The sequence below is a fragment of the Microbacterium sp. GXF6406 genome, from assembly GCF_054798215.1.
In genome coordinates, this window is sequence record NZ_JBSJZH010000026.1 from 1 (window position 1) to 20,121 (window position 20,121).

At 67.3% G+C, this 20,121-nt stretch carries 20 protein-coding genes and 1 pseudogene; 10 read left to right on the forward strand and 11 right to left on the reverse strand.

The window, feature by feature from the left end:
* Window positions 1-78: 78 nt before the first annotated feature.
* The 3 genes and pseudogenes from istA to ACWAUG_RS12300 all read right to left on the reverse strand — a co-directional run.
* Window positions 79-999 (reverse strand): annotated as a pseudogene (gene istA, locus ACWAUG_RS12290) (IS21 family transposase); the annotation flags it as partial.
* A 120-nt stretch (window positions 1,000-1,119) separates the two neighbouring features.
* Window positions 1,120-1,734 (reverse strand): Clp protease N-terminal domain-containing protein, encoded by a 615-nt coding sequence (locus tag ACWAUG_RS12295; protein WP_460802637.1) that lies wholly within the window; start codon window positions 1,732-1,734, stop codon window positions 1,120-1,122.
* Window positions 1,731-1,976 carry a hypothetical protein gene (locus ACWAUG_RS12300; RefSeq protein ID WP_460802638.1) on the reverse strand — a complete coding sequence of 82 codons (246 nt, stop codon included), beginning with the start codon at window positions 1,974-1,976 and terminating at the stop codon, window positions 1,731-1,733. Before ACWAUG_RS12300 ends, ACWAUG_RS12295 begins: the two co-directional genes overlap by 4 nt.
* A gap of 123 nt (window positions 1,977-2,099) precedes the next feature.
* Here ACWAUG_RS12300 and rarD point away from each other — a divergent pair, with 123 nt between their 5' ends.
* Window positions 2,100-2,978 carry an EamA family transporter RarD gene (rarD, locus tag ACWAUG_RS12305; protein ID WP_460802653.1) on the forward strand — a complete coding sequence of 293 codons (879 nt, stop codon included), beginning with the start codon at window positions 2,100-2,102 and terminating at the stop codon, window positions 2,976-2,978.
* Here the strand turns inward: rarD and ACWAUG_RS12310 are convergent.
* The 3 genes from ACWAUG_RS12310 to ACWAUG_RS12320 are packed head-to-tail and all read right to left on the reverse strand — an operon-like array spanning window position 2,968 to window position 6,564.
* Entirely contained in the window at window positions 2,968-4,737 is a 1,770-nt protein-coding gene (locus ACWAUG_RS12310; RefSeq protein ID WP_460802639.1) for an alkaline phosphatase family protein, read from the reverse strand. The genes rarD and ACWAUG_RS12310 overlap by 11 nt on opposite strands.
* A 43-nt stretch (window positions 4,738-4,780) precedes the next feature.
* Window positions 4,781-5,383 carry a response regulator transcription factor gene (locus ACWAUG_RS12315; RefSeq protein ID WP_298038255.1) on the reverse strand — a complete coding sequence of 201 codons (603 nt, stop codon included), beginning with the start codon at window positions 5,381-5,383 and terminating at the stop codon, window positions 4,781-4,783.
* Window positions 5,380-6,564: a sensor histidine kinase gene (locus ACWAUG_RS12320; RefSeq protein WP_460802640.1), complete on the reverse strand. Its 1,185-nt coding sequence runs from the start codon at window positions 6,562-6,564 to the stop codon at window positions 5,380-5,382. The genes ACWAUG_RS12315 and ACWAUG_RS12320 overlap by 4 nt, the downstream gene beginning before the upstream one ends.
* Before the next feature lie 155 nt (window positions 6,565-6,719).
* On the opposite strand from ACWAUG_RS12320, the gene ACWAUG_RS12325 reads away from it, so the two are divergent.
* Window positions 6,720-7,277 carry a small multidrug efflux protein gene (locus tag ACWAUG_RS12325; RefSeq protein WP_298038251.1) on the forward strand — a complete coding sequence of 186 codons (558 nt, stop codon included), beginning with the start codon at window positions 6,720-6,722 and terminating at the stop codon, window positions 7,275-7,277.
* A gap of 60 nt (window positions 7,278-7,337) precedes the next feature.
* On the opposite strand, the gene ACWAUG_RS12330 is transcribed toward ACWAUG_RS12325, so the two are convergent.
* Window positions 7,338-7,511, reverse strand: a complete 174-nt coding sequence (locus tag ACWAUG_RS12330) for a CsbD family protein (protein ID WP_298038248.1) — start codon at window positions 7,509-7,511, stop codon at window positions 7,338-7,340.
* Between the two features lie 439 nt (window positions 7,512-7,950).
* Here ACWAUG_RS12330 and ACWAUG_RS12335 point away from each other — a divergent pair, with 439 nt between their 5' ends.
* Window positions 7,951-8,157 (forward strand): cold-shock protein, encoded by a 207-nt coding sequence (locus tag ACWAUG_RS12335; protein ID WP_298038246.1) that lies wholly within the window; start codon window positions 7,951-7,953, stop codon window positions 8,155-8,157.
* An 84-nt stretch (window positions 8,158-8,241) separates the two neighbouring features.
* Here the strand turns inward: ACWAUG_RS12335 and ACWAUG_RS12340 are convergent, their stop codons facing one another.
* Genes ACWAUG_RS12340 through ACWAUG_RS12350 form a run of 3 tightly spaced genes read right to left on the reverse strand, consistent with a single transcriptional unit; the run spans window position 8,242 to window position 10,906 of the window.
* Window positions 8,242-8,910 carry an HAD hydrolase-like protein gene (locus tag ACWAUG_RS12340; RefSeq protein WP_460802641.1) on the reverse strand — a complete coding sequence of 223 codons (669 nt, stop codon included), beginning with the start codon at window positions 8,908-8,910 and terminating at the stop codon, window positions 8,242-8,244.
* Between the two features lie 52 nt (window positions 8,911-8,962).
* The gene (gene nucS / locus ACWAUG_RS12345) at window positions 8,963-9,658 is read right to left on the reverse strand and encodes an endonuclease NucS (RefSeq protein WP_298038242.1); all 696 of its coding nucleotides are present in this window, start codon (window positions 9,656-9,658) and stop codon (window positions 8,963-8,965) included.
* A gap of 9 nt (window positions 9,659-9,667) precedes the next feature.
* On the reverse strand, window positions 9,668-10,906 hold the full coding sequence (locus ACWAUG_RS12350; RefSeq protein WP_460802642.1) for an MFS transporter: 1,239 nt from the start codon (window positions 10,904-10,906) through the stop codon (window positions 9,668-9,670).
* Between the two features lie 59 nt (window positions 10,907-10,965).
* Between ACWAUG_RS12350 and ACWAUG_RS12355 the strand changes: the two genes are divergently transcribed.
* A complete protein-coding gene (locus tag ACWAUG_RS12355) occupies window positions 10,966-12,030 on the forward strand; it encodes a LacI family DNA-binding transcriptional regulator (protein ID WP_298038236.1) in 1,065 nt (354 codons plus the stop codon).
* Between the two features lie 12 nt (window positions 12,031-12,042).
* On the opposite strand, the gene ACWAUG_RS12360 is transcribed toward ACWAUG_RS12355, so the two are convergent.
* Window positions 12,043-13,557 (reverse strand): hypothetical protein, encoded by a 1,515-nt coding sequence (locus tag ACWAUG_RS12360; protein ID WP_460802643.1) that lies wholly within the window; start codon window positions 13,555-13,557, stop codon window positions 12,043-12,045.
* A gap of 148 nt (window positions 13,558-13,705) precedes the next feature.
* Here ACWAUG_RS12360 and ACWAUG_RS12365 point away from each other — a divergent pair, with 148 nt between their 5' ends.
* The 6 genes from ACWAUG_RS12365 to mnhG are packed head-to-tail and all read left to right on the forward strand — an operon-like array spanning window position 13,706 to window position 20,033.
* Window positions 13,706-16,648: a Na+/H+ antiporter subunit A gene (locus tag ACWAUG_RS12365; RefSeq protein ID WP_460802644.1), complete on the forward strand. Its 2,943-nt coding sequence runs from the start codon at window positions 13,706-13,708 to the stop codon at window positions 16,646-16,648.
* On the forward strand, window positions 16,648-17,229 hold the full coding sequence (locus tag ACWAUG_RS12370) for a Na(+)/H(+) antiporter subunit C (protein ID WP_298038226.1): 582 nt from the start codon (window positions 16,648-16,650) through the stop codon (window positions 17,227-17,229). Before ACWAUG_RS12365 ends, ACWAUG_RS12370 begins: the two co-directional genes overlap by 1 nt.
* Complete coding sequence (locus ACWAUG_RS12375; protein ID WP_460802645.1) at window positions 17,226-18,785, forward strand: Na+/H+ antiporter subunit D; 1,560 nt, start codon at window positions 17,226-17,228, stop codon at window positions 18,783-18,785. The genes ACWAUG_RS12370 and ACWAUG_RS12375 overlap by 4 nt, the downstream gene beginning before the upstream one ends.
* Window positions 18,782-19,381: a Na+/H+ antiporter subunit E gene (locus ACWAUG_RS12380; RefSeq protein WP_298038223.1), complete on the forward strand. Its 600-nt coding sequence runs from the start codon at window positions 18,782-18,784 to the stop codon at window positions 19,379-19,381. Before ACWAUG_RS12375 ends, ACWAUG_RS12380 begins: the two co-directional genes overlap by 4 nt.
* Window positions 19,378-19,647 carry a monovalent cation/H+ antiporter complex subunit F gene (locus ACWAUG_RS12385; protein ID WP_298038221.1) on the forward strand — a complete coding sequence of 90 codons (270 nt, stop codon included), beginning with the start codon at window positions 19,378-19,380 and terminating at the stop codon, window positions 19,645-19,647. Before ACWAUG_RS12380 ends, ACWAUG_RS12385 begins: the two co-directional genes overlap by 4 nt.
* A complete protein-coding gene (gene mnhG / locus ACWAUG_RS12390; protein WP_460802646.1) occupies window positions 19,644-20,033 on the forward strand; it encodes a monovalent cation/H(+) antiporter subunit G in 390 nt (129 codons plus the stop codon). The genes ACWAUG_RS12385 and mnhG overlap by 4 nt, the downstream gene beginning before the upstream one ends.
* Window positions 20,034-20,121: the final 88 nt, after the last annotated feature.

Sequence of the window (20,121 nt, forward strand, 5' to 3'; positions counted from 1 at the left end):
TCACCAACTACATCGCACGCAGCCTGCTCGAAGCCGGAGGATTCAGACCAGCCCTACACCCTCGATTGCGATGAGCCCCGAAAGCCTCGACCCGGCGCGTTTCTGAAACGGCTTCGCGTTGTAAGCGGCGACGCGTTCGTAGACCGCGGCCCGCAACTCCGGCAGCGTCGCGAAGGTGCGGTCGCGGAGAGCCGCGATCACCACCGTCGCAACGTTCCCGACCGTGCCCTCGACACTCGGCTTGTCCTTCGGCTTCTTCACCCGTCCCGGCAGCACCGCCGCCGAATAGTGCGCCGCGAGCTCCCGATACGCGTCGTTCAGCACCACCTCGCCCTCGGCAGGGTGCTTGATCACACCCGCCTTCAGGTTGTCCGGAACGATCCGCGGGACGGACCCGCCGAACCAGTCGAACATCGCCGTGTTCGCGCGCAGCCAGGTGTCCTGCTTCATATCCAGCGTCGGCTCGACGAACGAGTAGCGGGAGAACGGCAGCGTCGCGACGAACAGGTAGACCCTCGTCGCCTGCCCGGTGACCGGGTCGCTGAGCTGCATAGTCTTGCCCGACCAGTCGACCTCGACCGTCTGCCCGGCCTTGTGACCGACCCGCGATGCCGCCCCGATCACCAGCACGTGACGCTGGTAGGTCTTGCAGAACCGGTCGTAGCCCATCGCCGTCTCGCCCTTGGCCCGGCAGGCATCGACGTACTCGCCATGCAGCAGCTTCAACGTCACCCCGACCCTCGCGAGCTCCCGATGCACCTTGTCCCAATCCGGCTGCGCGTGAACACTCTCGTGCTCACCACGCCCAGGGAACAGCCGCGCATACACGTCCGCCTCGTCGAGCTCCGCGACGTCGTCCCAGCCGACGCCCTCCCGGTCGGCGGCGTCGAGCACCGCCGACACCGAGTGCCGAGACATGCCCTGCGCCGCGATCTGCCGACCCGTGAGCCCCTCCGCGCGAAGCCTCAACACCAGCTTCGCCTTGATCCTGCGTACCATCCGAACTACTCCTTCTGCCGCGTGATCAGCCACGCGACAGAAGGAGCCTAGGAAGGTGGCGCCGAACCCGAATACTCGGTGGCGCTCAACGACGCGAACGCGCCCACGAGCAGGTGGCGCTCAACCGCAATACTCGTGGCGCTCAGAGAAGCGAATATTCAGCGGGTCGCTCAGGAGCGCCCACGCCTCGCTCGGCGGCGCAGAGACGAAGGCATCGGATGCTGCGCGGCGACGTGCCGGGTCGATGGCGTTCGCGTTGTGCGAGGGGATGCGTTCGGCATCGTCGAGCCGGCTGCGCACGGCATCCGTCGATGTGCCCAGGTGCGCGAGGATCTCGGCGATCAGGCCGCTCGGTTCATCGAGGAGCTCGCGCAGCATCGCGGCGGCGTCGCCGTTCTTGCCCTTCTGCGTCGAGCGGGTCAGCAGCTCGAGCGCGCGCTTGCTCCACTCGAAGGCTGCCGCGGTCTCATGGAACGTGATGCGGCCGTCGTCGGATGCCGCGGAGATGCCGACGTGCGACAGCTGCTGCGCGTGCTGCAGGCTCACGGCAGCACGCGCGCGGTCGATCGTGATGCCGAGGCTGCGCAGCACCTGGCCGGCGATCCCGCTGTCGATGCTGAGGGCGAGCAGCATGTCATCGATGTCGGCGGTGCGGCGCCCGCGTCGCGAGGCCTCTTCCATCGCGGCGAGGGATACGGCTTGGCTTGCCGCCATCATCCGGGTGAGGCGGCTCATGCGCGCTTTCCCGGGATCCGGATCGCAGGATCGACTCGGCGGGCGTGCTTCTTGTGCACGGCCTGGCGCGTGACGCCGAGGGCATCCGCGATCTGCTGCCACGTCATACCGGTGCGAAGCGCCGCCTCGACCTGCTGCAACTCGAGGGTGTCGGCGAGCGTGCGCAGGGATGCGACGGCGCGCAGGCCCTCGCGGGGATCGGATGTGTCGGCGGCGGTTGCCGCAACCTGAGTTGACAACATTCTGTCAACCTATGTTGTGCCAGCTATGGATGTCAACCTGGGTTGCTCAGGTCGCGGCGCTAGATTTGACGAAACCGCCGACCTCAGGAGGCCATCATCCGCCGCCCCGACCTCACCTCCACGCTGAGCCGTGGCGTCGCGGCATCCCTTCTGGCCTCGGTGCTCTTCGGAATCATCAGCCTGATCGGAGGAAACCTCCACGGCTTCACCTCCGAGGAAGCAGCCGCCTGGCGAGTGATCTTCATCCTGCTGCCGCTCATCGCCCTGCACACCGCGCCGCGCGCACGCGCCGCTCTCGGCGCGGTCGTAAGGCGCATCTTCCGCAGCCCGAAGCTCATCGTCCTGCTGCTCGTGAACAGCGCGATCATGGGCGCGCAGCTATGGGTGTTCATGTGGGGAGCGGCGCACGGGCATGCGCAGGACGTCGCCTTCGGGTACTTCCTGCTGCCGCTGGTCATGGTCGTCGTCGGACGCTTCCTGTTCCGTGACCGCCTCGTCATCCTGCAGTGGTGCGCGGTCGCCGCAGCGGCCATCGGCGTGCTCGCACAGCTCGTCATCGCCGGCGGTATCAACTGGCCGGTACTGCTGATCGCGGGGCTCTACCCCGTCTACTTCGCTCTGCGCCGTGCCACCGGGCTCGACACGATGCAGGTCTTCTTCCTCGAGATCATCCTCCTCACCCTGCCGGCCGTGGCGATGATCGTCTTCTTCTACGCGAGCGAGCCAGGCCGCGGCATCCCCGCGGCCTGGCCGCTCATGCTGACGATGGCGATCCTCAGCGGCATCGCGATGGTCTGCTACATCCTGGCGTCGCAGCTGCTGCCGCTGTCGCTGTTCGGGCTGCTGTCCTATCTCGAACCCGTGCTGCTCCTGGGAGCGTCGCTGCTGCTCGGCGAGGTCCTCACGGTCGGCGACATCTTCGTCTACATTCCGATCGTCATCGCGCTCGTGCTGCTCGGCTTGAGCGGCCGTCCGCGCAAGCGCCCCGAGTTCAGTCGCTGACCCCGAACAGACCCTCACCGTGCTTGGTGAGCACCTCGTAGGCGTCCCCGTAGCTGCTGGGCAGCTCGGCATCGGGTTCGTAGCGCGCGAGGAGCAGGCCGATGAGGCCGAGCGCCGGAGCGGTCAGCGGACGATCGCGGTGCTTCTCATCCGTCGGCTTGCTCAGTCCCGCCTCGGGATTCTTCGGCACATACGGCCGATGCACATCCGGCCACAGCGCCGGCTGCCGCGGAGTCTTGAGGTTGACCGCGTTGTGCAGGCTCGTCGCCGCGGCATCCCGCTGCGTCAGCGGAGCGAGACCATGCTGTTCGCAGAGGGTCTTCACGAGCGCTCCGTGGTGCATCACATCGTTGATCACGGTGCCGGCCGCGGTGTGCGCCGAGATCGCGATCGTCGGTACGCGCGCCCCGAGGCGGTCGAACGTGAAGTCCATCTCCCCGGCTTCACCGTCCTTCGTCGGCGGCAGCGCGGTCGGCGGCGGAACATGGTCGTAGATGCCGCCGTGCTCGTCGAACGTGACGAGCATGAGCGTGTTCATCGCGTTCGACCCCTTCTTGCTGGTCCCGGAGCGCACCGAGGTGTAGACCTCGGCGAGCAGCGCCTCCGCGGCCCGCATGTCCGACATCGCGCTGTCGAAGGGTTCTCCCCCATCCGGATCGGCCACGACCTCCGGCTTGCTCACCGGCGGGTGCATGTCGTTGTGGTCGAAAACCATGCGCGGCTCGATGAACGCGTAATCGGGCAGGTTCCCGTCGGCGGCATCTTTGTGGAACTGCTCCATGCTGCGGAAGTTCGTCTTCCAGTACTTCTCGATCGATGGCGCATGCAGCATGCCGGTCAGAGACACGACCTGGTCCGCGTCGTAGTAGACGCGCCAGGTCTTGCCGGCGTCCTCCAACCGGTTGAAGACCGTCGGCACCGCAGGAGCGTCCAACCACTTCTTCTGCCCGCCGTGCTGAACGTTCGTCACGAACCCGTGCGATGTACCGGCATGGAAGAAGGATCGGTTGCAGAACGTCTGCGAGGGGACGGCGCAGAACCAGTGGTCGTACACCCCGAAGCCCTGAGCGAGGGCCGAGAGCACGGGCAGCATCTCCGGCGAGAAACCGCCCATCACGCGCGCGTACTCCTCCGGTTTCGGGTCGGTGCCCCGCGCCAGGCGGTAGTTGATGATGTAGTCCCGCACGAAGCCCGACATATCGGGCTTCTGGCCCTTCTTCGGAGCATTCCAGGGGGCTTCGACCGGATGCTGGGAGAGATCCTCGTTGCTCGCCGGATCCACGACGCCGAATAGCTGCGTGTTCACGTGCGAGTAGTACTCGCCGGGATCGGGGTTCGGCTGGCTCATGATGTCGTCCGTCGTGCCCTCGTAGACGTGGGCGGCGACGACCGTGCCATCGGGGGCCGTATTCGAGTGATCGCCGGACTGCAGTCCCTCGAACTTCTGCCCCTCGGGCACCGTCTCCTCGGTGTATAGCCGGCCGAGCATATGATCGAAGCTCCGGTTCTCGAACATCATCACGACGATGTGGTCGAATCCGGGCTCGTGCCGTGCCTTCAGCGGTGTGAAGCCGTAGGTCGAGTCGGGGTGGGGCCGGGCGGCCTGTCCGATCGCCACGGCGCCCAGAGCACCGGTGGCGATGCCCAGCGCTCCCACTCCCGATGCGCGCAGGAAGGAACGGCGAGAACTGCGTCCCGTTTCCGAGGAGGAGGTTTCCGATGATCCGGTCTCCGAGGGGGCGGAATCGTCACGAGTCATGATGGCAGGCTAATGCTCCCGGTCGGCGAGACCACCGAGCGACTCAGATCCACCCCTGCTCCTCGGCCATGAGTACTGCCTGCTGACGGGTGGCGACGTGGAGCTTCGACAGCACGGCGGATATGTGGTTGCGCACGGTTCCCGGAGCGAGGGAGAGCGTGCGGGCGATCTGTCCGGTCGTCTCACCGCGCCGACCGGCGCGCAGCACGTCGAGCTCGCGCTCGGTCAGCGGGCTGCGCTCATCGCTGAGCGCATCGGCGGCGACCTCCGGGTCGACGTAGCGGCCTCCTGCCGCAACCCGTCGGATGACCTCGGCGACCTCATCGGCGCTGCGGGACTTGGGCAGGAAACCGGCGACTCCGGATGCCAGTGCTCGACGCAGCACGCCGGGGCGGGCATGCCGGGTGATCACCACGCATCGGGTCGCGACGCTGCGCCGCAGGTGTTCGGCGACCTCGACGCCGTCGAGGCCGGGCATCTCGAGATCGAGCAGGCAGATATCCGGTTGCAGCTCCTCGGCCATAGAGACGGCCTGCAGCCCGTCCGCGCACTCGCCGACGACATCGATATCGTCTTCGAGCCGCAGGAGAGCGGCCACGGCCGAACGGATCATCGCCTCATCATCGGCGATCACGACGCGGATCATCGCTTCTCCTCCGGAACGGTCACGACGACCGTGAACTCATGCCGACTGCGGTCCACCTCGAGGGCTCCCCCGACCTCGCCGACACGGCGGGCGATCCCCTCGAGTCCCGAACCGTCGCCGCCGGCCGCGGCATCCGAACTGTCGTTGGCGATCTCGTACCGCCAGAACCCGCTCTCGCGGCGCAGGGACAGCCGCGCCCATCGTCCGTTACCGTGCTTGAGCACATTCGTCGTCGTCTCGCGGATCACCGGACCGAGAACGGATGCCGGGGCACGATCCGCGTCGTCGCTCACCGTTGCCTCCGCCGTCGTGCCCGCAGCACGGAGCAGATCGACCGCGTTCGCGATCTCGTCGCGCAGGGGGACGCCCCGGAACCGCAGCGCGAGGTCGCGCGTTCCCTGGCGGGCTTTGTCGACGCTCGTGCGCGCGAGTCTGAGCTGCTCGAGCGCCGTGTCGGGCCTCTCCTTCTCGAGCAGACGCTCGGCGAGCTCGAGCTGCAGGGCGATCACCTGCAGGTGGTGCCCCTGCAGGTCATGGACGTCCGTCGCGACGCGCAGGCGCTCCTGGGTGGCACCCAGGCGCGATTCGGCGGCACGGGCCCGATCGAGTGTGCCGATGACATCCCACCACCACAGAGAGAGCACGGTCATGATCGGGAGAATGATCGAGAAGAACCCGACCAGGATCCACGAACGCGGATTCTCGGGATCGAGCACAGGGGCGATCCGGCGGTCGATGATCCAGGTGGCGACGAGAACCGCCGTCGCGACCAGCGCGACGCGCGCGCGGATGCCCCGCGGCCAGTTCAGCAGCATGAGCATCTGCAGAACCGGGAGGGCGCCGAAGGTCACGTATCCCGTGGTCGCGGAGGCCGCCACGGCGAAGATGACGACGATCACGAAGGGCGCGAGATTCGCGCGCCAGCCTTCGATGGCGCTCCCCGTGTCGGCGCGGTGCCGGTAGCGCAGCAGCACTGGCACGGTCGCGGCGGTCCAGACCAGGCCGCCGATGCCGACGATCGACCCGGCCACGGGGCCGCGGTCGATCGCGACGGGCCACCAGACCAGGACGAGCACGAGCTGGAAGAAGACGATGCCGGAGACGGTGTACCACCAGGTGGCATTGATGCCGCGTTTCATGCGGTTCGGACCGTCGGCGACGGCCCCGGGGATCGAACTCATGCCCTCAGCCTATGGGCGTGACACTTGTCACCCGTGCGCCGTGCACACCGCACGGGAGAAGGTGACGGAACGACACTTATCGGATCCTCCGCCGACGGATGGAATGGAGTCATCGCGGAACACCACACCGCAGAAGACCTCAGAAGGAGAACACCATGAACCTCATCGAGACGTTCCAGAACCTCGTCGCCCAGGTGCCCGAGCTCATCCAGCCGCTCATCATCGCGCTGGCCGGCGCCGTTCCCTTCATCGAGGGTGAAGGCGCCGTCACGATCGGCATCATCGGAGGCATCAACCCGTTCGTCGCCGGCATCGCGGCGATCGCGGGCAACTTCCTCTGCGTCGCGATCCTCGTGCTCGCCGGCTCTCACGCGCGTTCCGCGGTGATCAACCGTTCACGGGCGAAGGCGCTGGTCGCCTCCGATGGGTCGGTCATCGAGGTCGAGGCATTCGAGGCAGAGGCCGTCATCGCTGATGAGACCGCACGGAAGGCCGCCCGTCGCGAGAAGTTCCACGCCGCGCTCGAGCGCTACGGCGTTCCCGGGGTGAGCCTGCTCGGTCCGCTGCTGCTGCCGACCATGTTCACGGCCACCATGCTCGCGGCTCTCGGTGTCCGCAAGGCCCGAGTGCTGTTCTGGCAAGCGATCGCGATCGTCGGATGGACGACGCTGATCGGGCTTCTCATCGGCGGAGTGTTCTCGGCGATCTCCTGACGCACGGCCGCAGAAAGGACCCCCTCGCCCGTGACGGGCGAGGGGGTCCTCATCTCACGCCTACTTGTCGAATGCGTCCTTGACCTGGTCGCCGGCCTTCTTGATGTCGGCCTTGGCCTGATCGGCCTTGCCTTCGGCTTCGAGGCGCTCGTTGTCGGTGAGCTTTCCGGCGGCTTCCTTCATGTGGCCGACGGCGTCTTCGGCGGCGTGCTTGGCCTTGTCTCCGATACCCATTGATCCATTCCTTTCGTCGGGGATCATGCGATCCGTGGATACGACTCTCGTTCGCATCGTCGGATCCGGCGACGGGGTTGACGCGTCGATGCGCAACACGTTAGGGCCGGTGCTGGATCTTCGGCCCACGCTCCCCTATGGTGATGAATCGTGCTCCCGTCAGCCTCTGAGCGTCGATTTTTTGGAGATTTTCACATTTGTCCCCCAAATGGGGGACAAAACGGATATTTCGCGTTACAGTGTTTTCTGACGCACCCTCCGGTCGTCTTTGGCCCTCATCGCTCCCCCCGCGGTGAGGGCCGTTTATTTTTCCGCCGAATCTCTCGTGCAACATTTGGGTTACCATCCGGTTCGGGGTATTCCCTCCTGGCCCTGCGCAGATAATGTGGGCATCGTCGGGGCATCCAGCTCCGGCGACATTCCAGCAGAACGGCAGTACATGAGTACCCAAGGCACGGTTAAGTGGTTCAACTCGGAGAAGGGCTTCGGCTTCATCTCCCCCGATGACGGCGGCGCTGACGTCTTCGCGCACTACTCCGCAATTGAAGCAAGCGGCTACCGCTCGCTCGACGAGAACCAGCGCGTCGAGTTCGAGGTCGCCCAGGGCCCCAAGGGCCTGCAGGCTGAGAACATCCGTCCCCTCTGAGGGACTGATCCCAGCACTCCCTGACGAGCGCGCGTCATCGACGCCGCTCGGCAGGGAGTGCTGTGTTTTATGCGGCGGACGGCGTCAGGGGAGCAGAAGCCGTTTCAGCGCTGCGGCATCCGCGGCGCGATGCGCGGCCGAATCGCCCTCGGAGGCGTCCCCGAAGCCCCACTCGGCGAAGATCACGGGGATCCCGTACTCCGCGGCACCGTTCACATCGTGGTGCCGGTCTCCGACGAGCACCGGGCGCGAAGTGTCGGCGCCCGCGGCGCGCAGACGCTCCAGCGCCCAGCCGACCACCAGTGCCTTGCCGTCGTTTCGCCCCTCCGTGCCACTGCGGGCACCCGAGATCGCCGTGAAGAGGTCGATCATGCCGTGGTGCTCGAGGATCGCCCGCACCTGGTTCTCGGGCTTCGTGCTCGCCGTCGCCTGTGGGATCCCGGTCGCAGCGACCGCCCGAATCACCTCGGGGACACCCGGGTAGATGTCGACCGAGGCCGCGTAGCCGTCGCGCGCGGCGAGGCCGCGGTAGCGCGCGAGGGCATCGTCGGCCTGCTCCGGCGACAGCCCTGCGATCTGCTGGAACGACTCGTACAGCGGCGGTCCGACCCATTGGGGCATCGTCGCGGCATCCGGCGCCGGCAGGCCGAACGAGGCGAGCACCTCGAGAAGGCGGGGGAAGATGCCGGGCGTCGCATCGGCGATCGTGCCATCGACATCCCACAGGACGCAGGAGAACGGGGAAGCTGACATGCTCCCAGCCTATGGCTCGGCAGGTCCCCGGACTCCGGCCGGGTGAGACGGATCAGAACAGGCGCGGCACGCCCGACTCGACGCCCTTCATGTCGTCGTAGTCGAGAACCAAGCAGCGGATGCCGCGGTCCTCGGCGAGAACGCGGGCCTGCGGCTTGATCTCCTGCGCGGCGAAGATGCCGGTGATCGGAGTCAGGTGCGGGTCGCGGCCGAGGAGCTCCAGGTAGCGGGTGAGCTGCTCGACGCCGTCGATATCGCCGCGGCGCTTGATCTCGACGGCGATCGCGGCGCCGTTCGCGTCGCGCACCATGAGGTCGACGGGGCCGATCGCCGTGGGGAACTCGCGGCGCACGAGGGTCGTTCCCTCACCGATGCGCTCGACCTGTTCGGCGAGAAGACGCTGCAGATCGGCCTCCACGCCGTCCTTCTGCAGGCCGGGGTCGATGCCCAGGTCGTGCGAGGAGTCATGGATGACCTCGTAGATCTGCACGCGCAGCGCGTCGCCGGTCTTCTTGTGCGTCACGCGCCACACATCGGTCACACCCGCGGATGCCTCTTCCTCTCCCGGCTCCTCCGACACCAGGGTGCACGGCGGGCTCATCCAGTTGAGCGGCTTGTAGCTGCCGCCGTCGGAGTGGATCAGGAGGCTTCCGTCGCCCTTGTGCATGAGCACGCGGGTTGCGAGGGGCAGGTGGGCGTTGAGGCGACCGGTGTAGTCGACGGAGCAACGGGCAATGACGAGGCGCACCCGACGAGCCTACTTCGTGACCGCGGGAACGGCTGCCGGTTCGGTGTGCTTCAGAGGGCGGGTGGCTCCGGTGAAGAGACCGGATGCCACGACGAGCCCGGCGATGATGAACAGGGTATTCAGCAGGCCGATGTGCTCGCTGATGACGCCGAGCACCGGGGGACCGGCGAGGAGCGCGACATAGCCGATCGTCGCGGCGGCACTGACGCGCGCAGCCGCCTTCTCGGGGTCGTCGGCGGCGGCCGACATGCCCAGGGGGAACCCGAGGGATGCGCCGATGCCCCACAGTGCCGCGCCAATGAAGACGAACGGCAGCGAGGGCGCGAGGATGAAGAGCAGCAGACCGGATGCCGCGGCCACGGCGAGGACGCGCAGGACGATCACGCGCCCGAATTGATCGACGAGCGGGCCGCCGAAGACACGGACGGTCGTCATGCAGATGGAGAAGACGGTGAGCGCCGCAGCCCCCATCGCCGCACCTCCGCTGTGATCCTCGGTGACGGCCAGGGCCAGCCAGTCGTTCGCGCCGCCCTCGGCGAATGCCATGCCGAGCATGACGATGCCGATCGCGTAGGTGCGCGGCTCGCGCCAGGCCGACAGGGCGACGTGCATGCGCTCGCGCCAGTGCGGCTTCTCACCGGGCGATACCGGGTCCTGCGCGGCGGCGCGGGCGGGGACGTTGGCGAAGCAGAAGAATGCGCCGATCGTGATGAGAACCGCGACGGCGATCGCGTGCACGGCGACGCTGATGTGGGCGTGCGTGGCCGCCCAGCCGAAGCCCGCGCCGATGACCGTTCCGAAGCTGAAGAAGGCGTGGAACAGGGGAAGGATCGTCTTCTGCGCATGCTGCTCGATCGCGGTGGCCTCGACGTTCATCATGACGTCGAGGCATCCGTTGCCGTAGCCGAAGAGCGCGAGTCCGGTGATCACCAGGGGGAATGAAGCGAAGACGGTGGTTCCCAGCCCGATGAGCACGAGGCCGGCGGAGAGCATGATCATGAGCCCGAGCATCCCGTGGCGTGCACCGGTGCGCGCCATCACCGCGGGGCTCGTGGAGATGCCGATGATCGAGGCGAGGCCCATCGCGAGAAGGAGCAGGCCGATCCGCGAGTTGGAGATCTCCAGCGCCGATTTGATGTCGGGCAAACGCGCCGCCCAGGTGGAGATCGAGACGCCGCTGGCGAGGAAGATGGCGAAGATCGCGTTGCGCCAGCGAACGTACTGCGCGCGGGAGAGGACCGATTCCATGCATAGAGCGTATCGAATCGATTCGACCAGCGGAACTCGCGGCCGGGTATTCTCGAGACATGGCCGATTCCAGCGCAGCCCGTCGGGCCACCATCTCCGATGTCGCCCGCGAGGCAGGGGTCTCGATCTCGACGGCATCCGTCGTCTTCAGCGGCAAGGCGAAGGTGTCCGAAGCGACGCGAGCGCGCGTGATCGCCGCGGCCGAGGAGCTCGGGTACACCGGGCCGGACCCGATGGCGGCGTCGCTGCGCCGCGGTCGCAGCGGCATCGTCGCGGTCGTGCTCGAGGGGCCGCTGCGCGCCGCCTTCCTCGACCCGGTGACGATCCCGATGATGGATGGCATCACTGATGGGCTCGCGTCTCTCGGCGCCGGCGTTCTGCTGCTGCGCGACTCGGCCGAGGACGGGGATGCCCCGAACCTGACGACCGCGCCGGTGGACGCCGTCGTGCTGATCGGATGCTCCGGTCGAACGCGGGATGCCCTCGAGATCGTCCGAACCCGTGGCCTGCCCGTCGTCGTCATCGAAGGAGACGCGGGGGACGGGATCCCCCAGATCTCGCTCGACAACCGCGACGCGTCAGCCGCCGTCGCGGCCCACGTTCGCGATCTCGGTCACGAGCGGGTGGCGACCATCACGCTGCCGCTTACCGGCGAAGCCGAACGCGGTGACGTCGATGACGCGCGTCTGAGCACGATGACGGTCGACGTCACACGCGATCGACTCGCAGGCGTCCGCGATGTATTCCCGAATGTGCATGCGTGGTCGGCGGGTGGCAGCTCGATCGACGAGGGCCTCATCGCCGGGCGGGATCTGCTCGCCGACGAGGACCGGCGCCCGACCGCGATCATCGCGCAGAGCGATCTGCTCGCGGCCGGTGTGATCCGCGCGGCCGAGGAACTCGGACTGCGCGTGCCCGAAGACGTCAGCGTCTGCGGGTTCGACGGCATCCGCGTCGACGGGATCGGCGACCATGTGCTCACGACCACCGTGCAGCCGGCGGTCGAGAAGGGGCGCGCCGCGGGGGAGCAGATCGCACGGATGCTGCGCGGCGAACCGGCAGACTCCCTGCACTTCACCTGCCGCTTCCGCGCCGGCACCACGACGGCGGCCCCGCCGGCCTGATCGCCAGGACCGTCAGAGAGGCAGGGGGCCCAACGGCAGGGCGTTCGGCGCGAAGTCGTGGATCGTGTAGCGGCCGCAGTCGATCGACCCCGTCGGCAGCAGATCCGAGCCCAGCTCCCAGAAGGAGCTGTTCGCGTCCTCGACGAGGAATGACACCTCGCCGATCGTGAAGTCCTGACGATTGATGAGCCACGGGTACGGATTCAGGCGATGGTCGACCTGCACGAGCTGCGATGCGTCGTCGAGGTGCAGCTTGGGCAATCGGACGGTCCAGAACTGGCCCGCTCCTGTGCGATCGGATGCGGTGACCCACTCGTTCACGCACTGCAGATCGGCGTCGAGCACGCGTGACGCCGCAGCCGCGCGGGGGACGCTGAGGGTCGCCGCCGCGACGGCGATGACCGCCGCGGAGGCGGTGACGGCCAGCATCGCCTTTCGGGTCGGGAGAGGGCGAATCGACGAGGGCGAGGCGACGAGCGCGAGGAGCGGGGCGAACGCGGCCGGCTCGAGATAACGGGCCGCGTGCGTGCCGAGCGCGATGGCGCCGATCGTGACGCACAGGGGAAGCGCCCATGCGGATGCGGCGACCAGACGCTCTCCGGTGCTCTGCGCTCGAATCGTCCGCCGAACCGCGAGGGCGAGGAGCGCGATGAGGATGATGGCGGCGACTGCTCCCAGAGGCGCCATGACCCGGTCTGCGAGAAGAGCGCCGTAGTAGCGGAGGGACTCGGGCCAGAGTGCGGGCTGAGCGTAGCCGATGCCATCATTACCGATGTATGCGGAAAACGGAATGCGCGCGAGTGCGCCGACGACAGAACCGCCGACGAGCCAGCCGAGAAGCGGGAGCGCTCGTGCACGCGAGCCCTGGTATGCGGCGGCGATCGCGAGCAGGACGCTGAGTGGCAGGGTCGCCCAGGCCACGAAGAGCGGGTTCGACAGCACGGAGATCGCAGCGACGGCCGCCAGGAAGACCGGCAGAAGCCTGCCTGCTGAGGGACGGTCGAACTCGCGCCGGATGAGTCCGACGCTCAGCAGGACCGCGATGATGGTCGCCGAGTAGTACGTCGTGGTCAGAAGCAGCGAGGCGAGCTCGAAGGAATCGCGTGAGGCGGACGCCTCGGTCACCGCGAGCACGCAGAACAATGCGATGGCGAGGACGGGCCACAGCACGGGGGAGCGGTTCGCTCGCCGTGCGCCGGCGACGAAGCGCAAAGCGCCGTAGAGGGCGAGCACGTTGAGCACGGCGTTCACGACGAGAAGCGCATTCGTGCCGATGCCGAACAGGGCGCCGATCGCCCACAGCATCCCGAACACGACGAGCTCCGGCAGGAACAGGACGCTCGAGAGCACCCAGTCGAAACTCTCCCCATCGGCGACCGACCGCACGAGAAGCGCGACCACGAGCGAGTCGCCGTCACGGAAGAGCAGTTCACCGCGGTCGGATGCCGCGACCTGCCCGACGGTGATGATGGCGAGAAGCGCTGCCCAGACCCATCCGCCGACTTCTCTGATCCACGTGCGTTGCATCCGGCTACTCTCGCACGGCGTCCCGTGCGTACCGGAATTCATGAGCGAAAGCGGCGGAACCGGCGTCCGGAGCTCTGAGCGCCGGGTAAACTGTGAAAAACCCGCCCGCCTGTGCCGTATGGCCGACGAGCCATTTGAGGAGCCGCCGATGCTGTTGCTCCTCGCCGTGTTCTTGCTCGGGTCGCTGATTCTTCCCGCGCTGGTCCGCTGGCTGGGTGCACAGGCCTTCGCCGTCGCCGCTCTCATTCCCGCAGCGGCATTCGTGCAGGCGCTCATGATGACGCCGCGCGTGCTCGACGGCGATGCGCCGTTCGAGAGCATCGAGTGGGTCCCGCAGCTCGGCCTGAACCTGTCCATGCACATGGATGTGCTCGGGTGGCTGCTGACGCTGATCGTCACCGGCGTCGGAGCACTCGTCCTCTTATACTGCCGCTGGTACTTCTACGAGAACTCGGCGGAGCTCGGCCAGTTCGCCGGTGTCCTGCTCGGATTCGCGGGTGCGATGTACGGCCTCGTCCTGACCGACGACCTCGTTCTCCTGGTGATGTTCTGGGAGATCACCAGCATCCTGTCCTACCTGCTCATCAGCCACTACCGACGTCGTGCGGCCAGCCGTCGTGCGGCGCTGCAGGCGCTCCTGGTCACCACGCTGGGCGGTCTGGTCATGTTCGTCGGCGTCGTGCTGATCGTCGTCGACGCCGGCACCTCCAGCATCATCGAGATCCTCCAGGACCCGCCCGCCGGGCCCATGATGAACGCCGCGATCGTCATGCTGCTCGTCGGCGCGCTGAGCAAATCGGCCATCTTCCCCTTCCACTTCTGGCTCCCGGGCGCGATGGCGGCGCCCACGCCGGTCAGCGCCTACCTGCACGCCGCGGCGATGGTCAAGGCGGGCATCTATCTGATCGCCCGCTTTGCCCCCGTCTTCGCCCTCTCCGAAACCTGGCGGCCGATCGTCATCTCGCTCGGTGTCTTCACGATGCTCCTGGGCGGACTGCAAGCGCTTCGGGAGACAGACCTCAAGCGCATCCTCGCGTTCGGAACCGTCAGCCAGCTCGGTTTCTTCACCGTCATCGTCGGGTACGGAACACAGGCGACGGCCCTCGCCGGCCTCGCCCTGGTCATCAGCCACGCACTGTTCAAATCGGCGCTCTTCCTCATCGTCGGCGTGATCGACCGCCAGCTCTCCACCCGAGACATCGACGAGCTGTCCGGCGTCGGTCGACAGGCCCCTGTGATGGCGACCGTCGCCTTCATCTCGGTCGCCTCCATGATGGGCATCGCCCCCACCATCGGCTTCGTCGCGAAGGAATCGGCGCTGACCGGGCTGCTCGACGACGCCATGGGCGGCTCGACCTGGGGACTCGTCGCGCTGATCGGAATCGTGCTCGGCTCCGTTCTCACCGCGGCGTACGGCATCCGATTCCTGTGGGGAGCGTTCTGGAAGAAGCGCGATGCGCAGGGCGTCGTCCGGCCCGACACGGCCTGGCCCGACCCGCCCGTCGGCTTCCTGTCCTCGCCCATCATCCTCGGAGCGCTCACGATCGCCGCGGGCATCGGAGCGCCCGCGATCGACGTCGCCCTGCACGGCTATGCCATCACTGCGACGCCGGGCCTCGACGCCGACGGAATCCCCGCGGAGGGCCCCGGACACCTCGCCCTCTGGCACGGATTCGAGCCTGCGCTGGGAATCTCGGTGCTGTCGATCCTGCTCGGCATCGGCCTGTTCCTCGTCACCCGTCGCACCGGTTGGGATCGCAAGCCCCGGATGCTGGGATTCACCGCCGCCGACGTCTACTTCTGGGTCATGCGCGGCGTCGACCGCCTTTCGGTCGTCGTCACGACCCTCACCCAGCGCGGCTCGCTGCCGGTCTACGTCGGCACCATCTTCGTCGTCTTCCTGGCCGCCGAGACCACCGCCCTGCTTGCGAGCGACATCGACCGACTTCAACTCTCGGCCTGGCACACGCCCACCCAGATCGCGGTCGCGCCGATCATGGCGATCGCCGCGGTCTTCGCCGTGCAGGCGCGCAAGCGCTACACCGGAGTCGTCCTCGTCTCCGTCACCGGACTCGGCATGGTCGCGCTCTTCGCGACCAGCGGAGCGCCCGACCTCGCTCTCACACAGATCCTCGTCGAGACCGTCACCATGGTGACGTTCGCGCTCGTGCTGCGCCGGCTGCCCTCGCGCATGGGAGAGCACAACGCCTCGGTGTCCCGCATCCCCCGAGCCATCCTCGCGATCGGAACCGGCGTCATGATGGCCTTCGTCGCGGTCGTTGCGACGCAAGCCCGCGTCGAGTCGCCGATCTCCCTGCAGTTCCCCGAACTCGCATACACGCTCGGCCACGGCCAGAACGTCGTCAACGTCGCCCTCGTCGACCTGCGCGGCTGGGACACCATGGGGGAGCTCTCGGTCCTCGTCCTCGCGGCCACCGGCGTGGCATCCCTCGTCTTCGTCACGCATCGCGCCGACATGCTCTCGCAGCGTCCCGCGCTGCCCAAGCGCCTGCGCCGCAAGGCCCGCATCGCACCGCTCGTCGAGACCACCGAGGGCGTCCGCTTCCAGACCGCGGAGAACCGCAGCGCCCCGCGCGCCTGGCTCGTGGGCGGTCAGCAGATGAAGGACGAAGACCGATCGATCCTTCTCGAAGTGATCGTCCGCGTGCTCTTCCACACCATCATCGTCGTGTCGATCTACCTGCTCTTCGCCGGACACAACCAGCCCGGCGGCGGCTTCGCCGGCGGTCTCGTCGCGGGCATGGCGCTCGTCATGCGCTACATCGCCGGAGGCCGCTGGGAGCTCGGCGCGGCGGCGCCGACCGATGCCGGCCGTCTGCTCGGCTCGGGACTCTTCTTTGCCGTCGGCGCTGCCGTCGTGCCCCTGTTCTTCGGGATGTCGCCGCTGGCGAGCACCTTCTGGGAATGGGAGATCCCCGGGATCGGACACATGGAGTTCGTCACCTCGACGATCTTCGATATCGGCGTCTATCTCGTCGTCATCGGGCTGGTGCTCGATGTGCTGCGCAGCCTCGGCGCTGAGGTCGACAAGCAAGCCCAGCAGATGTATTCGCGGGAGGTGGGCGTCTGATGGACATCTCTCTGACCCTTGTCATCGTCATGGCCGTGCTGTTCGCCGCCGGCGTCTACGCGATGCTCGAGCGCAGCCTGACGCGTGTGCTGATCGGATTCATGCTGCTCGGCAACGCCACCAACCTTCTCCTGCTGATCGTCATGGGCGTCCCGGGGAACGCGCCGTTCTTCGGATACAGCGACCTCAGCGACCCCCTGCCCCAGGCGCTCACCCTCACGGCGATCGTCATCACCTTCGCCGTGACGGCGTTCCTCCTGGCCCTCATCTACCGCTCCTGGCAGCTGGGCCAGGCCGACACCGTCGAGGACGACGAGGCCGACATCGCCCTGCGCGAGCGCACCGACGAGGACGAAGATGTCATGGACGACGAGGACGACACGGAAGACGAAGAGGCCACCACCGACTTCGTCGACGACCGCACGTCGCCCATCACCGTCCTTCACATGCGCGACCACCCCGCGATCGACGACCAAGCACCGGTCGATCAGGTCCACCCGTCGGCACCGGATGTCGTAGCCCAGGCATCCGAGGACGGCGAGCAGACAGCATCCGATGACGACGAAGGGGACCGCACATGAGCGCACTCGTCCCCCTGATCGTCGCCCTGCCGCTGCTCGGCGCGGCCATCACCCTCGTCTTCGGGCGCAGCCCGCGACTGCAGGTCTTCGTCACCGTCGTCTCCCTCGCCGCCGTCGCGATCATCGCCGCCGTGCTGCTGGTCACGATCGACGGCAGCGCGCCGATCGCCGTCTCCGTCGGAGGCTGGCCGGTGCCCTTCGGCATCGTGCTCTACGTCGACCGGTTCGCAGCGCTGCTCGTCCTCATCTCCAGCATCGTGCTCGTGGCCGTGCTGCTCTTCTCGATCGGACAGGGAGCCGCAGACGGCACCGACGAAACCCCGATCTCGATCTTCAACCCGTCGTACCTGATCCTCGCCGCGGGCATCTTCAACGCCTTCATCGCCGGTGACCTGTTCAACCTCTACGTCGGCTTCGAGATCCTCCTCGTCGCGTCCTACGTGCTCATCACCCTCGGAAGCACCGAGTCGCGCATCCGCACCGGCGCCGTCTACATCGTCGTCTCGCTCGTCTCCTCGATCATCTTCCTCGCAGCGATCGCCATGATCTACGGCGCCCTCGGCACCGTCAACATGGCGCAGATCGCCGAGCGGATGAGTGAGTTGCCGCAGGACACGCAGCTCGTGCTGCACCTCATGCTCCTCGTCGCCTTCGGCATCAAGGCCGCGATCTTCCCCGTGTCGTTCTGGCTGCCGGACTCCTACCCGACAGCTCCCGCACCGGTCACCGCCGTGTTCGCGGGCCTGCTGACGAAGGTCGGCGTGTACGCGCTCATCCGCACCGAGACCCAGCTCTTCGCCGACAACGACATCAACACCCTGCTGCTGATCGTCGCGCTGGCGACCATGGTGGTCGGGGTCCTCGGCGCCGTGGCGCAGGCCGAGCTGAAACGAATCCTCTCGTTCACGCTCGTCAGCCACGTCGGCTACATGATCTTCGGCCTCGCGATCGCGACACCCGCAGCGATCGGTGCAACGGTCTACTACATCGTGCACCACATCGTCGTGCAGACGACCCTGTTCCTCGCCGTCGGACTCATCGAACGCCGAGCCGGCAGCACCTCCATCCTGCGGGTCAACGGACTCCTCAAGGTCGCCCCGCTGCTCGCCGTTCTGTACTTCGTACCCGCGATCAACCTCGGTGGCATCCCGCCCTTCTCCGGGTTCATCGGCAAGTTCGCGCTGTTCGAAGCCGCCGCCCAGGTGGGCACGCCCATGATGATCGTGCTGATCTTCGGCGGCATCCTCACCTCGCTGCTCACCCTCTACGCCCTCATGCGCGCCTGGAACCTCGCCTTCCTGCGCGAAGACGAAGACCCCACCGAGACCGAGGCCGATCGCCGGATCTCCTACCTCGACAACGCGCCCGCCGCCGATGAGCAGCAGGAACGCCGTCGCATCCCGCGCATTATGACCGTCGCCACCGGCGGAATGGTGACCGTCACCCTCGCGCTGACGATCTTCGCCGGCCCGCTCTATGCGCTGTGCGACCGGATCGGCATGTCGCTCCTCGAGCCCGTCAACCTCGTGCAGCTCGAAGAGGAGGTGGCACCATGAGCCCCGACAGCGCCCGCGGCATCCTGCGCGACATCTGGACCCAGCTTCCGTTCCTCGCCTGGCTGATCCTGCTGTGGATGCTCGTCTGGAACCAGTTCACGGTGCTGTCGCTCATCACCGGATTCCTCGTCGCGATCTTCGTCACGCGCGTCTTCCGGCTGCCGACGATCGAACTCTCCGGACGCGTCAACCTCTGGTACGCGGCCCTGTTCGTCGTTCAGTTCCTCTGGGCGGTCGTCGTCGGCGCGGTATCCGTCGCCGTCCAGGTGTTCGACTTCCGACGCCAGCCGGGCGTCGCGATCATCGCCGTGCCCCTGAAATACGCCGACGACATGATCATGACCCACGTCTCGGTCACCTCATCGCTCATCCCCGGTTCACTCGTCGTCGAAACGGACCGCAAGCGCCGCGTGCTCTACCTGCACATCATCGGCGTGCGCACCCGGGCCGAAGCCCACGCGACGCGCGATGAGATCCTCCGCTGGGAGAAGCGGATCGTCCGGGCCCTCGGAACCCCCGCGCAGTACCGCGCCCTGCGCGAAGACGAACGGCGCTCGCAGGCCACGCAGAACTCCGCAACAGGGGGCGCCCGATGAACGTGCTCATGGGTCTGATCATCATCGTCTTCGGCATCGCCGCGATCCTCACGGTCTTCCGCATCATCCGCGGCCCCTCCATCCTCGACCGTGCCGTGGCATCCGATGTACTGCTCACCGAGGTCATGTGCGTGATCGGCGCCGAGATGGCGATCAACGGGCACACCCGAAGCATCCCGGTTCTGCTCATCATCGCCGCCGTCGGCGTCTTCGGATCCATCGCCGTCGCGCGCTACGTCGCGAGAAGGGACAACACGACCTCATGAACATGTTCGGATTCGTCGTCCCGGATGCGGTCATCGACATCGCCGTGCTCGTGCTGATCCTGCTCGGCGCGATCCTCTGCCTCTCCGCCGCGGTCGGCCTGCTGCACTTCAAGGACGTCCCGTCACGGCTGCACGCCGCGACCAAGCCCCAGGTTCTCGGCGTCATCCTCATCTGCCTCGCGATCGCCCTCGCGCAGCGCTCCGTCGGCGGCATCCTGCTCGGAATCGCCCTCGTCGCGCCCATCGTGCTCATGCAGTTCGCGACGGCCCCGCTGTCGGCGCACATCGTCGGACGCCAGGCCTACCGAAACGGCACAGCGGATGAACGCCGCCTCGTCGTCGACGAGCTCGCCGAGTCGAAGCAGACCCCGCCCGGGGCCGGCTGAGCTCACAGCTGCAGGAACGCCGGAATTCGCTGGCGGGACCGGCGTGTCTGGACGCCCTTCTGTCTCCGCTCTTCTGTCTCCGCTCTTC

Bases quoted from the DNA above. Each gene is read 5' to 3' on its own strand.
- ACWAUG_RS12320 (WP_460802640.1), bottom strand. From the start codon at position 6,564: ATGAGTTCGATCCCCGGGGCCGTCGCCGACGGTCCGAACCGCATGAAA.
- ACWAUG_RS12300 (WP_460802638.1), bottom strand. From the start codon at position 1,976: ATGTTGTCAACTCAGGTTGCGGCAACCGCCGCCGACACATCCGATCCC.
- mnhG (WP_460802646.1), top strand. From the start codon at position 19,644: ATGAACATGTTCGGATTCGTCGTCCCGGATGCGGTCATCGACATCGCC.
- ACWAUG_RS12365 (WP_460802644.1), top strand. From the start codon at position 13,706: ATGCTGTTGCTCCTCGCCGTGTTCTTGCTCGGGTCGCTGATTCTTCCC.
- ACWAUG_RS12310 (WP_460802639.1), bottom strand. From the start codon at position 4,737: ATGACTCGTGACGATTCCGCCCCCTCGGAGACCGGATCATCGGAAACC.
- ACWAUG_RS12335 (WP_298038246.1), top strand. From the start codon at position 7,951: ATGAGTACCCAAGGCACGGTTAAGTGGTTCAACTCGGAGAAGGGCTTC.
- ACWAUG_RS12360 (WP_460802643.1), bottom strand. From the start codon at position 13,557: ATGCAACGCACGTGGATCAGAGAAGTCGGCGGATGGGTCTGGGCAGCG.
- ACWAUG_RS12295 (WP_460802637.1), bottom strand. From the start codon at position 1,734: ATGAGCCGCCTCACCCGGATGATGGCGGCAAGCCAAGCCGTATCCCTC.
- ACWAUG_RS12380 (WP_298038223.1), top strand. From the start codon at position 18,782: ATGAGCCCCGACAGCGCCCGCGGCATCCTGCGCGACATCTGGACCCAG.
- ACWAUG_RS12370 (WP_298038226.1), top strand. From the start codon at position 16,648: ATGGACATCTCTCTGACCCTTGTCATCGTCATGGCCGTGCTGTTCGCC.
- ACWAUG_RS12385 (WP_298038221.1), top strand. From the start codon at position 19,378: ATGAACGTGCTCATGGGTCTGATCATCATCGTCTTCGGCATCGCCGCG.
- ACWAUG_RS12375 (WP_460802645.1), top strand. From the start codon at position 17,226: ATGAGCGCACTCGTCCCCCTGATCGTCGCCCTGCCGCTGCTCGGCGCG.
- ACWAUG_RS12315 (WP_298038255.1), bottom strand. From the start codon at position 5,383: ATGATCCGCGTCGTGATCGCCGATGATGAGGCGATGATCCGTTCGGCC.
- ACWAUG_RS12355 (WP_298038236.1), top strand. From the start codon at position 10,966: ATGGCCGATTCCAGCGCAGCCCGTCGGGCCACCATCTCCGATGTCGCC.
- ACWAUG_RS12325 (WP_298038251.1), top strand. From the start codon at position 6,720: ATGAACCTCATCGAGACGTTCCAGAACCTCGTCGCCCAGGTGCCCGAG.
- ACWAUG_RS12350 (WP_460802642.1), bottom strand. From the start codon at position 10,906: ATGGAATCGGTCCTCTCCCGCGCGCAGTACGTTCGCTGGCGCAACGCG.
- ACWAUG_RS12330 (WP_298038248.1), bottom strand. From the start codon at position 7,511: ATGGGTATCGGAGACAAGGCCAAGCACGCCGCCGAAGACGCCGTCGGC.
- ACWAUG_RS12340 (WP_460802641.1), bottom strand. From the start codon at position 8,910: ATGTCAGCTTCCCCGTTCTCCTGCGTCCTGTGGGATGTCGATGGCACG.